Source organism: Pseudoalteromonas marina (assembly GCF_000238335.3).
In the GTDB taxonomy this organism is placed as follows: domain Bacteria; phylum Pseudomonadota; class Gammaproteobacteria; order Enterobacterales; family Alteromonadaceae; genus Pseudoalteromonas; species Pseudoalteromonas marina.
On the sequence record NZ_AHCB03000005.1, the window covers coordinates 1449573 to 1465815 of the forward strand.

Annotated in this window: 15 protein-coding genes and 1 pseudogene; 8 read left to right on the forward strand and 8 right to left on the reverse strand. The window is 38.5% G+C overall.

All coding sequences use genetic code 11. The features are described 5' to 3' along the window. Nucleotides 1–63 precede the first annotated feature (63 nt). Nucleotides 64–579, forward strand: a complete 516-nt coding sequence (gene fabA / locus PMAN_RS06750; RefSeq protein WP_006792937.1) for a bifunctional 3-hydroxydecanoyl-ACP dehydratase/trans-2-decenoyl-ACP isomerase — start codon at nt 64–66, stop codon at nt 577–579. 68 nt (nt 580–647) lie between these two features. On the opposite strand, the gene rmf is transcribed toward fabA, so the two are convergent. Further along, nucleotides 648–818, reverse strand: a complete 171-nt coding sequence (gene rmf / locus PMAN_RS06755) for a ribosome modulation factor (RefSeq protein ID WP_004586522.1) — start codon at nt 816–818, stop codon at nt 648–650. A 365-nt stretch (nt 819–1183) separates the two neighbouring features. Between rmf and acuR the strand changes: the two genes are divergently transcribed. The 3 genes from acuR to PMAN_RS06770 all read left to right on the forward strand — a co-directional run bounded on the left by acuR (nt 1184) and on the right by PMAN_RS06770 (nt 3350). Next, nucleotides 1184–1819 (forward strand): acrylate utilization transcriptional regulator AcuR, encoded by a 636-nt coding sequence (acuR, locus tag PMAN_RS06760; RefSeq protein WP_010556516.1) that lies wholly within the window; start codon nt 1184–1186, stop codon nt 1817–1819. Between the two features lie 49 nt (nt 1820–1868). Further along, nucleotides 1869–2861 carry an acrylyl-CoA reductase (NADPH) gene (gene acuI, locus PMAN_RS06765; protein WP_010556517.1) on the forward strand — a complete coding sequence of 331 codons (993 nt, stop codon included), beginning with the start codon at nt 1869–1871 and terminating at the stop codon, nt 2859–2861. Nucleotides 2862–2933: 72 nt separating this feature from the next. Then, the gene (locus tag PMAN_RS06770) at nt 2934–3350 is read left to right on the forward strand and encodes a VF530 family protein (RefSeq protein WP_008126969.1); all 417 of its coding nucleotides are present in this window, start codon (nt 2934–2936) and stop codon (nt 3348–3350) included. Nucleotides 3351–3486: 136 nt separating this feature from the next. On the opposite strand, the gene PMAN_RS06775 is transcribed toward PMAN_RS06770, so the two are convergent. Continuing rightward, on the reverse strand, nt 3487–3918 hold the full coding sequence (locus PMAN_RS06775; RefSeq protein WP_010556518.1) for a DUF3859 domain-containing protein: 432 nt from the start codon (nt 3916–3918) through the stop codon (nt 3487–3489). A gap of 158 nt (nt 3919–4076) precedes the next feature. Here PMAN_RS06775 and PMAN_RS06780 point away from each other — a divergent pair, with 158 nt between their 5' ends. Both PMAN_RS06780 and PMAN_RS06785 read left to right on the forward strand, forming a co-directional pair. Continuing rightward, complete coding sequence (locus PMAN_RS06780; protein WP_010556519.1) at nt 4077–5081, forward strand: YHYH protein; 1005 nt, start codon at nt 4077–4079, stop codon at nt 5079–5081. 3 nt (nt 5082–5084) lie between these two features. Next, complete coding sequence (locus PMAN_RS06785) at nt 5085–5606, forward strand: hypothetical protein (protein ID WP_010556520.1); 522 nt, start codon at nt 5085–5087, stop codon at nt 5604–5606. Nucleotides 5607–5659: 53 nt separating this feature from the next. Here PMAN_RS06785 and PMAN_RS06790 read toward each other — a convergent pair whose 3' ends face one another. Next, nucleotides 5660–7471 carry a protein kinase domain-containing protein gene (locus PMAN_RS06790; protein WP_010556521.1) on the reverse strand — a complete coding sequence of 604 codons (1812 nt, stop codon included), beginning with the start codon at nt 7469–7471 and terminating at the stop codon, nt 5660–5662. Between the two features lie 208 nt (nt 7472–7679). Between PMAN_RS06790 and PMAN_RS06795 the strand changes: the two genes are divergently transcribed. After that, nucleotides 7680–9695, forward strand: coding sequence for a TonB-dependent receptor (locus tag PMAN_RS06795; protein WP_010556522.1), 2016 nt, complete (start codon nt 7680–7682; stop codon nt 9693–9695). A gap of 143 nt (nt 9696–9838) precedes the next feature. Here the strand turns inward: PMAN_RS06795 and PMAN_RS06800 are convergent, their stop codons facing one another. Continuing rightward, nucleotides 9839–10513 (reverse strand): NADPH-dependent FMN reductase, encoded by a 675-nt coding sequence (locus PMAN_RS06800; protein ID WP_010556523.1) that lies wholly within the window; start codon nt 10511–10513, stop codon nt 9839–9841. A gap of 182 nt (nt 10514–10695) precedes the next feature. On the opposite strand from PMAN_RS06800, the gene PMAN_RS06805 reads away from it, so the two are divergent. Next, nucleotides 10696–12213 carry a leucyl aminopeptidase family protein gene (locus PMAN_RS06805; protein ID WP_010556524.1) on the forward strand — a complete coding sequence of 506 codons (1518 nt, stop codon included), beginning with the start codon at nt 10696–10698 and terminating at the stop codon, nt 12211–12213. Nucleotides 12214–12256: 43 nt separating this feature from the next. Here the strand turns inward: PMAN_RS06805 and PMAN_RS06810 are convergent, their stop codons facing one another. The 4 genes and pseudogenes from PMAN_RS06810 to PMAN_RS06825 form a co-directional block, all read right to left on the reverse strand. Further along, the gene (locus tag PMAN_RS06810) at nt 12257–12841 is read right to left on the reverse strand and encodes a lipoyl domain-containing protein (protein WP_010556525.1); all 585 of its coding nucleotides are present in this window, start codon (nt 12839–12841) and stop codon (nt 12257–12259) included. Between the two features lie 137 nt (nt 12842–12978). Beyond that, complete coding sequence (locus PMAN_RS06815; RefSeq protein WP_010556526.1) at nt 12979–13992, reverse strand: DUF5924 family protein; 1014 nt, start codon at nt 13990–13992, stop codon at nt 12979–12981. 697 nt (nt 13993–14689) lie between these two features. Then, nucleotides 14690–15241: a cytochrome b gene (locus tag PMAN_RS06820; RefSeq protein ID WP_010556527.1), complete on the reverse strand. Its 552-nt coding sequence runs from the start codon at nt 15239–15241 to the stop codon at nt 14690–14692. Between the two features lie 403 nt (nt 15242–15644). Then, a pseudogene (locus PMAN_RS06825) lies at nt 15645–16222 on the reverse strand (transposase); the annotation flags it as partial. Between the last annotated feature and the right edge of the window lie 21 nt (nt 16223–16243).

A 16243-nucleotide genomic window follows, 5' to 3' on the forward strand; every position in this document is an offset into this window, starting at 1 on the left:
GAGTTGTTTAGCGTACAAGTGTACGCTAAAGTACGGGCAATTTCTAAGCGAAGATAAAGAGTTATGGAACCTAAAAACAGCTATACAAAAGAAGAATTGATCCTATGTGGTCAAGGTGAAATGTTTGGTGAAGGCAACTGTCGTTTACCTAGCGATAACATGTTAATGATGGACCGCATTACCTCTATAAATGCTGATGGTGGAAGCCACGGTAAAGGTGAAATAATTGCTGAGCTTGATATTGACCCGACCCTTTGGTTTTTTGATTGTCACTTTAAAGGTGACCCTGTTATGCCAGGGTGTTTAGGCCTTGATGCAATGTGGCAACTAGTGGGTTTTTATCTTGGTTGGTCAGGTGGTCCTGGTCTTGGGCGCGCTTTAGGTGTAGGTGAAGTTAAATTTACAGGCCAAATACTTCCAACGTCTAAAAAAGTAACCTACCGCCTTGAAATGAAACGCGTAATTAAACGTAAACTCTTCATGGGTGTTGCAGATGGCACTGTTGAAGTAGACGGCCGCGTAATATATGAAGCCAAAGATTTAAAAGTAGGTTTATTTCAAGACACCACGTCTTTTTAATAGATTTACAATATAAATACAAAAAGGCCTCCAATTTGGCGGCCTTTTTGCTTAAATTTGGCTAATAATTAGGTTTTATACATATTTCGATTTTCAATTGCCTCTCGCCATCCACCTAACCACTCTGACTTTGGATCTATCTGTTGATAAGGGCATAGCTCTTTAGAACGACCTGCTAAACCTGCTTTGAAACCTTGAGAATGAGCTCTTTCTAAACGATCTCTTTTCTGTCTCTTCATCGGTATTATCCTCACCTTTTTTAATTATATATTTTGTAGCATAAGTGAAATCTACAATTAATGAATAGTTAATAAAAATGTAAAGTTCAAATAACAAAAACAATTAAATTGTTTGACATTAACTAAGCTGCTGATGCAAAAATGAATTAACATTTAAAGAATCAACCTGGTCATACCACCGCAATATACAACTTAGGCATCTATCTAAAACCATTAATTACTAAGTCGCACAATTTGTGTATCAACCTTAATTATTGACTAATAAAAATAACTGAAGTTCAAACAAAAATGTAATTCATAAAATATTTTTAAACAGATGAATTTAGTACTTGCACATTAAAAGCCGATCGGTCTAATATGTAGGTATGAACAAAAATAATACAGTAACTCCACGACGTGGCCGTCCTCCTAAAATAGCCAGAGATAACGCCGATACCAAAGCGTTACTCATACGCACGGGTTTAGAAACGTTAACAGAGTTTGGTTTTAGTGCCACAGGACTCGATACAATATTAAAAAAAGCCTCAGTACCTAAAGGCTCCTTTTACCATTACTTTAAAAGTAAAGAAGCCTATGGCATTGCGTTGGTTGACGCCTACGACAGTTACTTTATTGCAAAGCTAAACCATTACCTCGATCAACAAAATATTCCTCCGCTGGAACGCATAGTAAACTTTACACAAAGTGCCATTAAAGGCATGGGTAAGTACGATTATAAACGCGGTTGCTTAGTCGGTAATTTAAACCAAGAATTAAATCACTTGAGCGACGAATTTAAGAATCGCTTATTGCAAAGCTACACAGCTTGGCAAATACAAATTGAAAACTGTTTAAATCAAGCTAAACAGCAAGGCACTATTTCTAAAACTGTAAATACACAATTAATGAGCGAGTACTTTTGGATTGGTTGGGAAGGCGCAGTAATGCGAGCAAAACTTACCAAGTCAAGTACACCCCTTACGCTATACACTGAAATGTTTTTGCGTGCATTACTTACATAATGCATTTTTATTTACCAATTAAAAGACGATCGGTCTAAAAGGATATGATATGAATAACCCAATTAAAGCCATTGTTATTAATAAAGAAGACAATAACTACAGCGCTTCTTTATCGCAGCTTAACGAAAATGATTTACCTGACGAAAATACCATAATAAATGTGTTGTACAGCACATTAAACTATAAAGACGGTCTAGCCATTACAGGTAAAGGCCCGGTAGTGAGAACCTTTCCGATGGTGCCAGGTATAGATTTAGTAGGCACTGTAACAACCTCCACCAGCGATGAATTTAAAAATGGCGATCATGTTATTTTAAATGGTTTTGGAGTAGGCGAAAAACATTGGGGCGGCCTTGCACAAAAAGCAGCGCTAAATAGTGACTGGTTAATTCCCCTACCCGCTGCTATTAGTCCAAAACAAGCAATGCAAATTGGGACTGCCGGTTATACCGCTATGTTGAGCGTTATAGCACTCGAAAAACAAGGAGTTAAACCTGACGATGGTGAAATTTTAGTTACAGGCGCAAACGGTGGTGTTGGCAGTTTTGCTATTTATTTATTAAGTCAGCTCGGCTATAACGTAACCGCCGCCACAGGACGAGTAGATCAAAGCGAGTACTTAAAAGAACTTGGTGCATCTCACATAATTAACAGAGATGAGTTATCAAACCCGGGGAAGCCACTTCAAAAAGAACGTTTTGCTGCAGCTATCGATTCTGTTGGCAGCCATACGCTTGCAAATATTTGTGCGTCGCTTAAATACGGTGGTGTAGTCACTGCGTGTGGTTTAGCCCAGGGCATGGATTTACCCGCATCAGTTGCGCCCTTTATTTTACGAGGTGTTTCACTTATTGGAATCGATAGTGTTATGCGACCAAAAGCAGACAGAATTGAAGCATGGGAAAGGTTAGCTACATTAGCAAAAGCTGACTATTTAGATAAAATTTCAACAGAAATTACACTCGAACAAGTAATTGAAAATGCCGAACAACTCATGGAAGGTAAAATTCGTGGCCGCGTTGTAGTAAATTGCAAAGGTTAGGCTATTTACACTATTAAAGCCTCGTTATTAAATTTATAATACACTTTGTATTTTAATAACGAGGCAACACCTATGAGCAACCAAGAACTTTTCAGTAATAATCCACTGCAAGGCGTAAAACTAGAACAAGTGGTGGAAGAGCTGGTTGAGCAATACGGGTGGGAACTCCTGCACGCTTACTTGCAGCTTAATTGTTTTAAAAATAATCCGGATATTAAATCTGCTGTAAAATTTTTACGTAAAACCCAATGGGCACAAGAAAAGGTAGAAAATTTTTACCTTTATCGCCTTAAAAACTTGCCTAAACCAGATGATGTTCAGTACGAGTTACCGCCGCGTGATCGTGTTATACCGGCCGAACATAAACCAGGTGAACCTTGTGAACTAAGCTTTAGTGACGCAAAACGCATTCAAGCTAAAAAAGCCACTAAACAACGTGCTCGAGAACGCAAACAACGGTCTAATCCAAGTAACCCTTGGGGTAATTAACAGTGAGTTTAAAAAGCCAATTTTTATTGGCTTTTTTTATGCCTTGTTGTAACTAGCTCTTATCGTTGCAGCACTATAACTATGTAAACCGAGTAATTTAGCTTATTTAAACCTATGTTGCCGTTGTGCCTAGGAACTAGTACCCGCGCTTTTTCCAAAAATCTACTTCTGTTTGTTGCGCTTCTAATGCAACATTAAATGTTTTATCTGCAATTATTTTATTATTAAGCGTTAAAGTCATTCGCCATGGGCCTAGCTTATTGCCAATAGGCTCCCACAATGTATCGCCAAGATAAAAGTGCCAATCGTTATCTTTAACGTACTCAACGCCTTCAAAAGGCGGCATAACATCCCCCTCTTCGTTAGGTATGTCTGGGTGGTAAATACAAAAATGTAGTTTTTCACCTTTGGCTTTTTTTATATTTACTATTAGCCCAAATTCTACGTCTATTTCAGCAATCACATCGGTAGTGAATTGCTCAATTTGTGGAAGAGCCTTGCTACTACTATCCCAAGTTGAATAAATACCATAACTCTGGAGCGTAACGCTGGGTTTTAACTTTGCCATTTATCCAACCTGTACTTACTTATATACCAAAATTTTATAATAAACCCTTTGTTTAGTCTTATATAAAAGTTTAATTGCATAATTTTCATTTATATTTGCACATTGCTTGCACAATTACAGAATAATATTTTGATCTCTTTATCAGTGAGTTCAAAGTTATGAGTACATCCCTATTAAATAGTATTTCTAAAAATTCAGTGACAAAATTAAAGCTAATTGTGTGCTTTACTGCAATATCATCACTTGTTGCATGCGGTGGTTCTGAGCAAAATACTTCAATAAGCGACGTAATAACTGACAGCACAACAGTTGACGGTTCAAATGCTGATGCAAATGGTTCTACACACAATGTTTTATGTGAGTACGCTTACAATGAATACAACAACGCTGACTCTGTACAAACAACAAGCTCAGCTGACTGGACATGCACAGGCACAACACGTGACATCATTGCTAATGGAATTCCTGACCACGACGTAGGCACTTTTCCTAATCCGGCTAACCCCAATACCATCGCAGAACAATCAGTAAATGAAAGCTTTACATTAACACCGGTTCAATCATCATCCGCTACGATGATGGGCGGCCCTCGCGGTATAACTGGGCTTGTTTTAAATGGCGTTAAAATTGATGCCGGCACAGGTGGTAGCTGTGATGACTCAGGTGAAAATTGCGACCTAGGTGATAATAGCGGCAACTGGAATATAGAAGCTTTAAGCCAAACTACATTTAGTTTTGGAACAGATGCTAACAATGCCCATGTGCAACCAGATGGGACGTATCATTACCATGGAATGCCCGAAGGGTTTATAACAATGCAAGGCGGTAATGAAACAACCATGACATTAATAGGCTGGGCTGCAGATGGCTTTCCTATTTATGCACGTTATGGTTACTCAGATCCAACCGACGCCACTTCTGAACTCGTTGCAATGACAGGCAGTTACCAACACGTTACCACAGTCAGTACAAACAGACCTTCTACCGACATTTACCCATTAGGAACATTTGCACAAGACTGGGAATACGTTGCAGGTTCAGGCGATTTAGATGAATGCAATGGCCGTATTGGCGTTACACCGGAATTTCCAGATGGTATTTATCACTACTATGCAACTGACACTTACCCGTTTTTTCAGCGTTGTGTAAAAGGAGAGCTTTAAGTTATGAACCTTTCAAAATTAATACATAACATTGGGGGAATTATTATCGCTTTTTGTATATCTCAAAAAACACATGCTCACTTAATAGTTGCACAACATGGCACCCTTAATGTTGTTGAAGAGCACGTGTTTGTTGTGCTGTCGCTTCCTGCGTCGTCATTATTAGGCGTTGACGAAAACAACGATGGTTCACTTTCACTCACTGAATTTAATAAATATCGTAATCACATTAGTAAACAGGTTAAAAAGCACGTGTATTTGTCTGATCAGCAATATCGCTTTTCGATTGAAGGGCTGTTATTACACCCAGAAGTGGCGCACAGCGGTAACAATACATTTGTTGATCAAATTACCATTACCGGCAGATTCACACCTCTAATGACAAACAATATAAAATTCAATATTAATTTATTTGCCAATAACCGTAGTAAACAAACTTATAAAATTACCGCTACCAATAAACAGCAACAGCTTATTCATCAATTTGAGCTAGAGCCATTGTCTCCGCATAGTGAGTTATTTTAATGTATTAGGCTGATTTACCAAGCCATATAAAACCCATTACAAAAGCTGACACGTTATACGCGTTTTGGGTTTTTAGGAAAGAATTGCTCAGCTTGTTGTGCACATAAATCAAACTCTCGTGTATTTTTATAGGGTAGCTTCATAAAGCCCGCAACGCCCACATCGGTAATGTTTACAGCATATTGCATTAGTTTATTTAACAAACGTTTAAATTCGGCCTCTTTTGTCGAGTCGAGTAGCCTGTAGTAGTGGTGAATTTTCATTCTGTCGGGCAAGGCTTCAAAAATAATACAACCAGTATGGTGTATTTGGTTTAGCTCAAATACACATTTAATTACTTTTTTAGGAAGCTGTAATTGCTCATCGGGGTCTTTACCATCTTCAAAGTATGAATGTGGCCGGGTTATTTCGTTAGCTTTAACACTCACAACTTCATAATCTAGCTCAGGAAGACTATCAAACTTAAATGCACCGGTTCCATCTCGCTCTAATTGAATGGTTTTACGTGCATCAAATAAACAACATTTAAATAGCCCTTTTTGATTAATTGCTTGGGCTAACATCACTGTATTGTTTATTGAATCTGTAAATGCTTTGCCTAGTGACTCATCGTGCATTATTAATGACGACTCAATAAACAACGATTCATCTTTCCAATGAAAACTAAGCCCTCCTACGGCTGGGTATTTCGCAAGCCGGCTTATGGAGGCCAAAAATGCTTTTTCGGTGTCGCCAGTATCAAATAAAAATTCTTTGTAGTATCGGTCTAACTGGGCATCATTTACATCTAGTAACTGTTGGTTGTGGTCGGCTTGGCGTAAAAACTGTTTACGCGAGCTATAAACTACAGTATCTGGCGCTTCATCGGTACCGTACCAAAACGGGATGGCGGCTTTTTGCTGTGTTAATTTAAGATCGGGTAAATACGCTTTTGCCATTGTTGGTATATTACGTATAAAGTAATCGCCTGCAGCATCACGTACTGTTTTACTTTTACTGAGCATGCCATCTATAACGTTAGCGAGCTCTATAGGTAGCCCTAAAGAAATTGCAGGAATAGCCTGAGCACCAAATCGGCAAGACTGTGCAGACGCTAATGCATATAAAGTTGCTGCAACACCTTGCTCATCAAACCGCGGGGATGATTGCTCACCCGACATTTGCGCTTCGCCTATAAAGTACACATCACCCATACGCGCATTGGTCGTACTTAAATCTCCCGACATTAAATCCATAAAGTTACTGGCTACGGGCTCACCGTTACTGTGTAATTGGGCATATACCGAACTCCCCCAATCAACTAAAGATAAAGCGTCTGTTTGCGCATCCCACACCAAATTTGAAGGTTTTATATCTCCATGCACAATTGGTTGAGCACTTAACCCATTTTTGTGGTTACTTAAATCAAGTAACACATTACGTAATTTAACGGCTAATGCCATTATTTTAGCAGCGCTAAATCGCCCCTCTTTAAGCGACACTTTTTCAAGGTCTTCTCCTATGGCGCGCGCCATCATTAAAATGCCCTGCTTTTTAATGCGCTCAAACGCATAAAATTTAGGCACCAGCGGATTATTAATTTGTGAAAGCATATACGCTTCGTCTTCAAGACGGTCACGTACACTTTGAGCAAGCGTAATCCGTGAAAACTTAAACACCCAAGGCAAGCCTTTGTCGTCTTCACCTGCAAATACAAACCCAAATGCACCTGAACCAATCATTTCTACATTTTTATAACCAAGCAAAGTAAGTTGTTTAATACAAATATTAAGCCACTGGCGATGTTTTTTAGCATCACGATGCGACAGCAAATATACGGATTGCTCTTCGTTAATGTAAAAATTTCGAATTTCTTTGGCTTTCAATACAGGCTCTCTAATTATGTGATTACTGGTAAGTTTTAACACTCTGATTATTAGTTTTATATAACGACATTACAATAGCACCCATATAGTTTTCAAACTTAAGCCCTATTTGAATAATAAAACACTCAATGTTGCATCCAAAAGGTTTACTTAGTCGTTTTAATTTAAACAGCACTGAATAGTAAACATAATAGATAGGACTTTAAGGATGAAAACATTAGCAATTTTAACTATCGGCACATTATATAGCGGTTATGTACATGCCAATATAGAAAAGCTCACTGTATATGGGCACCGTGATGGTTTAATTGGCGAATCAATCAGTGCCTCTAGCGGCATTATTGGCCAAGGTGAAATTGAGCAGCGCCCAATGTTAAGAAGTGCTGAAATGTTAGAGCTCATACCGGGGATGGCGGTTACTCAACACAGTGGCTCAGGTAAAGCAAACCAATACTTTATTAGAGGATTTAACTTAGACCATGGGACCGACTTTGCCACAAGTATCGATGGTATGCCTATCAACATGCGTAGCCACGGACACGGCCAAGGTTACACCGATTTAAACTTTATAATTCCCGAATCTATTTCTACCATTAACTATCAAAAGGGTTCATATAGCGCAAGCCAAGGAGATTTTTCAAGTGCTGGTAGTGCACAGTTTAAACTCGTTGATAATGTTAAACATCAGCAAATAGAACTAAGTATTGGTGAAGATAACTATAAACGCGCGGTAGTACTCGGCTCAACTAACTTTAAAAAAGGTAAACTTATTGCGGCTGCTGAATGGCAAGGCTACGACGGCCCTTGGGATGACATAAACGAAGACGTGAATAAAAAAAATGCCCTATTACGCTATGTTGGTAAAGCATTTAATGGTGACCTATCAATAAGCGCAATGGCATACGACAACACATGGAACTCAGCCGATCAAATTCCACAGCGTGCTGTTTCGCAAAACTTAATAACACAATTAGGCTCGCTCGACACCACTCTTGGCGGCAGCTCTAGTCGTTATAGTTTATCGGGTAATTGGCAAGGGGAGCATTTGAAAGCCAGCGCTTATGTAATAAATTACGATTTAAACCTATATTCTAATTTCAGTTATTTTTTAAATGACCCAATTAATGGCGATCAGTTTAATCAGCAAGATAGCCGCAATATTTATGGCACCACTTTAAGTTATCAGTTTGAAACTAAAACATCAGGCATAAACATGCAACACACTGCAGGGCTTGAGCTTAAACACGACGATATAGATAACGTTGGGCTTTATAACACTAAAGCCAGAGAGCAGCTAAGCACTGTAAGGCAAGATGCACTCAAGCAAACGAGTTATTCAAGCTTTTGGGAGTCTAAACTTTTATTTACCCCAAAACTAGAAGCAACAGCAGGTGTAAGGTACGACTATTTTGATACAAATGTAACCAGTATTACCGCCGTAAACTCAGGTAAAGCAAGTGATGATTTAATCAGTTTTAAAGCAAGCTTAAATTATCGCTTTACTCAATTGCTAGCTGCCTATGCAAATTGGGGGCAATCTTTTCACTCTAACGATGCGCGCGGCTCCACAATAAATATCGACCCAGTAACAGGTGATCAAGCCGAACGGGTCGATCTATTAGTAAAAAGTGAAGGCGCTGAAATTGGAATACGATTTGCTGATGAAAAAAAATATAATATGTCAGCTGCGCTCTGGTGGTTAAAACTCGACTCAGAACTATTGTTTGTCGGAGATGCAGGTAATACAGAGCCAAGTGATGCGTCTAAGCGGTATGGGTTAGAAATGAGTGCCTATTACTGGATTAATGACCAATTTAATATTGATTTAGAAGCCTCGTTTACACATTCTCGCTTAGATATAAATGACAATAACAATTACATAGAAGGCGCTGTACCCGTTGTAGCAAGTACAGGTTTAAATTGGCACTTAAGTAAACAATGGCAATCATCGATCAGGGTACGCCATATTGGTAAACGCACATTAACAGACGACGGTGATAAGCGCTCAAACCCGCTAACGGTAGTTAATAGCTCTGTGAGCTATAAGCAAACCCATTGGAAAGTAGACTTTGAATTACTTAACTTGTTTAACAGTACCGACCACGATATAGATTACTATTATGCATCGCGTTTAGCCGGTGAGCCTGCTCAAGGCGTTGAAGATAATCATTTTCACCCTATTGAGCCCAGAACTGCACGCCTAACACTTAGTTTATTGTTTTAGTATTTATTAACGCAACAGCTACACTGTATATAAACACAGTGTAGCTGTAAATGGGTACTTATTTGCTCCATTTCGCCTAACCGGTTTCTTTACTTTTTGATGACCCAAACAGTACAAATACATATAATTTAAATTACAATAACTTAATTAGTAGTTGTTTTAGGCGCATTTCGCTGCGCGGGGCTTGTTTTAAAGCTTGCAATCATATTATGAGGGTTTTTACATTCAGCCTGTATTTTAGCGGCCTCAGCCCACCATATTAATTGATTAAATGTACGAGAAAAGTAGTTAAACCAAGAGTTCTGATCATCATCAGTAGCAAACTCTCCAAGCTCGTTAAACACATCCTGTGCTTTTGGAACATGAATCATCGACGATACTGGTAAACACCCAAGTTCTGATAAAAAAGTGCGCATACTAATGGCTGCACGAACCCCACCCCACTGCCCAGCAGAATAAGAAACAATCGCACTGGGTTTATACGAAAACAGTGAACTACCAAAGTGATTGAGAAGATCAGCTAATGCAGGGCTCATAGAGTGATTATATTCAGGGCTGATCATTATGTAGCCATCAGCAGATTTAATTTTATCGGCCAAATTATTCAGTTTAGTCGGGGCATTGTGCTGTGTATATGCAAAGTGAGGTTTAAATACAGCATCGTTTGGGTAATCTAACGCATCAATTATTTCAAATTCATGTTCACTAAAGTGTGACTGCAAACACAATAAACATGCTTTACTTACCCTACTTCCAAGACGTACTGGTTTAGGGGGGGAGCTCTCACGCACAGTGCCTAAAAACAATAAAAACTTCATAATATAACTCCATGTAAACATTTTGTTTTACATTATGCCTAGTATCACCGACATGCAAATAAATTTATAACGTATTTTTTATGCCGTTATACGTCGCTCTTAATTGCCGTTTCAACTTATCGCACTTAACTAAGTACTCAAAAATAGGTAAAAAACAGTTTTAAATTAATCTTAGGTGAACGATGAAACACATAATTAAAGCCTCTCTCTTAACGCTGGCAATAAGCGCTAGTTTAAATACACACGCAGCACAGTTTTCGTTTTCTTCTAAAGTAGACAACGATGCACACACATTAATTGTGTTTTATAGCCAAGATGGAAAAAACAACCAATTTAAAAACCTCGACAAACAATTTAATGGACAGCTGCAACGTATAATTGATGTTGAAAACTTTGAAGGTAAATACGCCAAAACAACACAGCTGATTGCCCCGCTTAATAGTAACTATAAACGTATATTAGTTGTCGGAACTGGTAAACAAAACGAGTTAAATAAAGCACGCATTGCTAAATTAGGCGGAAACGTGCACGCTCAATTAGTTAAATATAAAGCAGATACCGCCAATGTATTATTTGACGATGTAACGGGTGTTGATGCAAACCATTTACTTGCTGCAAACTTTGCGCATGGCGCAAACCTGCGTGACCATCGTTTTGAAAAATACAAACAAATACCTAGCACGCAAACAGTGACTTACTCGTTTGATGTCGATAGCACAAAAAAGACGAAAGCGACGTATAAACAGCTAGAAAGTATTCAGGCCGGTGTATTTTTAGCACGCGATCTTACCTCTGAAGTAGCCACTGAAATGACGCCAGTTGATTTTGCAAATGCAGCAAAAGAGCTTGAATCGTTAGGCGTGACCATTACAGTTTTAAAGCCTGAACAACTTAAAGAGCTTGGTATGGGCGCATTAGAAGCCGTTGGCCGCGGTAGCGATCAGGGTGCTCGCTTAGTCGTTGCCCATTATAAAGGCTCTAACGACGACCCAATAGCATTAGTAGGTAAAGGTATAACATTCGACTCGGGCGGTTATAGTATTAAAACAGGTTCATCTATCGCGCGTATGAAATCAGACATGGCAGGCGCTGCAGCTGTACTCGGTACGGTTAAAGCAATGGCTATGGCCAAAGCCGACAAAAACGTTGTAGCTGTGATGGGCATGGCGGCAAATATGGTTTCGCAATTTGCAGTAGCACCTGGCGATGTTGTTCGAACAGCTGAAGGCTTAAGTGTTGAAATACTCAACACCGATGCCGAAGGCCGTTTAGTTTTAAGTGATGCAATGTGGTATGCACGTAAGCACTTCAACCCAAGCATAATGATTGATGTAGCTACACTTACTGGTTCAAAAATTCGTGCCGTTGGTAACGAGTATGCGGCTGTTTTCTCAAAAGACGACACACTCGTAAATCAGCTAACACTTGCTGGCGAGCAGGTAAACGAAAACCTATGGCGTTTACCATTAGGTTATAAAGATATGCTTAAATCAGACATTGCCGACATAACAAACGTAGGGTCTGGCGGACCTGGCGCAACCACTGCAGCAACGTTTTTAGAGCATTTTGCGGGTGAAACCCGTTGGGTTCATATTGATATTGCAGGTAACGCGTTAGTTAAAAAAGGAAAAGGTGAACTATCACCTGGCGGCACAGGCTATGGTGTACGCTTGTTAAGTGAATGGCTATTAGCTAATTAATTTTATTTTACGCCAAAAGCCCACGCTTTTGGCGTTTACTCCACTAATTAAATATAAAGCGACTCGCTGTTACACCAATAATAATGCCTACCACTAGTACAGCAACCGTATAAAATACCCCTTTACTCTCACCACTATGGCTTACTTCTTGAGGTAGCTGTGCTCTGGTGACTATTTTAGATTCTGTATGTGGCGTATCATTATGTTTATCCAAGCAAGCCTGTTTGGGATCATCAATCGTTGGATCTAGATTTATTATTTCATTATGAATGGGTGTTTCAGTAACTGAGCTCTGAATATCATGGGTGTTAATTTGGTCTACGTCGCTGGTGTTATTTTGAAATGCAGGTTTATCACTCAAAGGGGCTTGTATTAACTCCTCAGTTACTTCGTCATATTCAAACTGCATCACCACTTGGTTTGAGCTAACCTGCTCACCTTCATTTATATTTATTTTGGTGACAACTCCGTTAGCCATAGCAACAATTTCAAGAACAACTTTATCAGTTTCCACATCAAGTAATGTGTCATCTTTTTTTACGTGTTGCCCCTCAGTCACATATATTTTTGTAGCCAAAGCAGACATTGTTGGTTCGGGTAAATGAGGTATTAAAACATCACTGTTCATCGTTCTTCCTTGCTTAATAAATGTAATAAGTTTACTAATACAGCCTATCAAGCCCTTTGATAGTTAACAATAATTTTTTAATACGTACAGTCCTTATTAATTTATTTATCCCTTATCAAATTTTTGTGCAGCTTGTATTAAGGCGTCACCGTAAATTTAGTTAAACCAATTAACTGGCCTGATTCAGTCATAACCTTAACTTGCCACTTTCCTGCCGCGTTTTGTGGAAAATTTACTTTGTGTGTCCATGCTCTATAACCACTTTTACGCCCACCGCTGATATTAAGCGCTATTTTATCTACCTGCTTTTTATTGTGTGTCCATACATGAAATATCTTTTCGTTTAACCCTCGCGGTGCTTTTACCGCTGTCCATGTATAAAGCCCTTTTGCGTGTAACGAGCGTTCATTTAACGAGTTAATATTTCCTATCGGTTTTTTACTTTGCTCATTTACCTCATGCGCTAATGTAATGCTTGTTAGGTGCAGCGCGGCAGGTGGAACAAAGCTTCTTAATTGCCATATGCCTACACTCAAACTGAATAAAATTATTGCTAAAATAGGTAAACGCCACCACGGCGCATTAGGCATTAAATTAGTAAGACTAGGTAATGTTAATACTACGGCTATAACTAATGCAGCAGCTAAACTTTGACTGGTTGTTAAGCTGAACAAAATAGGCAATGTAACAAGTAAAACCACAAACAAAGCGAAGTTATGAAACACCGTAAATAGCGTTCTATTTTTAGCTAATTTTTTGTAATAGAAGGGATCAATAACCGATGCAACCGCACTCAAAATAATAAGTGATGTAAAAACTGCTTGAGGATGGTCCCACTGGGTAACAACTAAAAAAAATGGCAGCGCAAAAAACAAACTCTCTTGCTGAATCATTTGTAGAGCAAAGCGTGTTACATTAGGTGAAACACTCACACCAAATCGTTCTTCAACTTTATCACGAAGCCAATTATCTACAATTAACCACAACCAGCTTATAAGTAAAACTAAAGCAACAACTTGCGCAAACGACTCCTTTCTATCAACTAGCACGTAGCTTGCAATACCAGAGCAGAACGCTAAAACAGCCAGTAAGCCCGGTCGTTTTTGCATTGCATTAATAAATTGAGTAATCAACGATTTTATTTTGTTCATTTGTTCGCTTTGTAAGTACCAAATGCACTTTATTATTATGAAGTTAGTTATGACAGATTAGCTAAACAAAAATGAACAGGACATAGATAACCCAATAATATTTTTAATATTGAGAAACTAAATAAGAGCGTGGGACTATTTTGTTAAATTGTTTATGTGGCTCAATTACAAATTATGCAAATAAAAATCTATTGTACACTCACCAAACCAACACAGTTTATAAGGACGGTACTAATAACAAATATTCAGGATAAATATAAAGCGTTCTAACTAAGGCCTTTGAGCAACTGAACGGTAAATGTTGTTCAAACAAAGGCCCAACTAAAAACAAACCACGTTATTGATTTGTGGTAGAGCTTTTTTTAAATTGAGATAAACCCCAAAATAGTATGCCAGTACCAGCACATGAAAGAAAAAAGAATAACCCCAAACCTAAAGGGGAACCCCAATTTAAAATATGATATATAAATTCCATACCCTTGCCTTCAAAAATTGAATTTAGCAAACAGTAACCCAATAATTATAAAAATACTAATTAAAGCTTTTAAAGCTAAAAGAGCAACATTTGGTTCTTTGCTGCTAACGCACTCAAATAGTTTAATTTAAAAAACGCAACGTTTAGGGATGTACCAGCTAAATATCAGTCACCAAACATTAAAGGCAAAATTAAAGCTTGGCTCCGTTGATTTTATTATTTCTAGTATTTCGGAAAACGCATTCGCGATACCGTATTATCAGCCAAAACATAATGGTGAAATAAAGCCGCAGCCGCATGTAAACCTATTACGTAATACCCCACTTCCCCTGCGGTTTCATGTATCTCTTTAATACTTTTAGCGAGTTCAAAGTTTTGAGCGGCTAATGCAGGCAACTCTAAACCAAAAAACGGGATGGGTTTACCTGCTAAACACAAAATTAACCAACCAGCTATAGGCATAGCAAACATAAACACATACAGCGCAATATGAACAAATGTAGCTAATTTATTTTGCCATTTTGCAGGCTCTGGTTGTATGGCAGGTGCTGCACCACTCACTAAACGCGCAACTACCCTCACACTAACTAAAGCTAGCACAGATAAACCCAACATAAAGTGCCACATTTTAAAGGCATCACGGGCTTCAGTGCCTTTATCAAATAATTCGCGAAGTTCAATACTGCCGTAAACAGTGACAATTAAAATAAACATAAGCCAGTGTAAGGCTATAGAGAGTTTATTGTAATGAGTCGTTGTGTTTTTAAAATTCATAATAACTCCTAAAAAACGAATTAAAGTTAAAAGCTCACTTATGCGTATGAGTACATGTTTACAGGCTAACCTTTAATCGCTCACTGCTTAATGATCTAAAACATAAAATGAGTTACTAAGTCAGTTCAATGGTTTAATGATTCTGGAATTTAAGTATTAGTTACAATAACTGAGCAAACTTAAAATAAACTTAAATACTAGGCATAAAAAAACAGCAACCTAAAGTTACTGTTTTAAAAAATCAACGTGTGTTTAAAAGTAATAAACCGCTAAAATTGAATGAGTTTCTGAGTCTTCAGTCTTTGTTTGCTAACCAATACTCGTACAGTTCGCTCTTTGATGTCTGAAGTCAAGATTTGACCCCTTTGGTTTCCAGTTCGCTCTTTGATGTCTGAAGTCAAGATTTGACCCCTTTGGTTTCACCTTCTTTTTTTAGCGCATGAAATACGCGTGGGCTACCATAGGTTTGATGATTGACATTGAAGACGTGTTTTATCTTCAGCAACAAATTAGCATCTGACAGCGCTCTAGCTGACACTGTACGCTCACGCCAAGCATAAAACCCACTACGCGACACATTAAGCCAAGAACACAAGTATTTGACGCCTAAGGCTTGTCCGAACTTTTGGATGAATCCAAATCGTTCTGATGTACTTCCGCCAGATACCGTTGCCACTTTTTTAGCAGGTCATTCTCCTGCTTGAGACGCTCATTTTCTTTCTTAAGCTTTTGAATGTTATCCAGCTCTTTTTTTGTTGGGAGTTTACTCATTGTTTTGTTGTTGCTTTGATAGCGCGGCGTGTTTTTAAACTTACCTTCTCGATATTCTTTTCGCCAACGACTAAGCATTAACGGATGAATATCCAGCGCCTCGGCAACGTCCTTTGACATGACATCGTCTCGTAAGCTTAGTTCGACTGCTTTGATTTTGAAATTAACGGGGTAAAACCATGTCTTTCTGGGTTGGGTATATCTAGGCATGTTAGCCTCCTCAAAGTGATG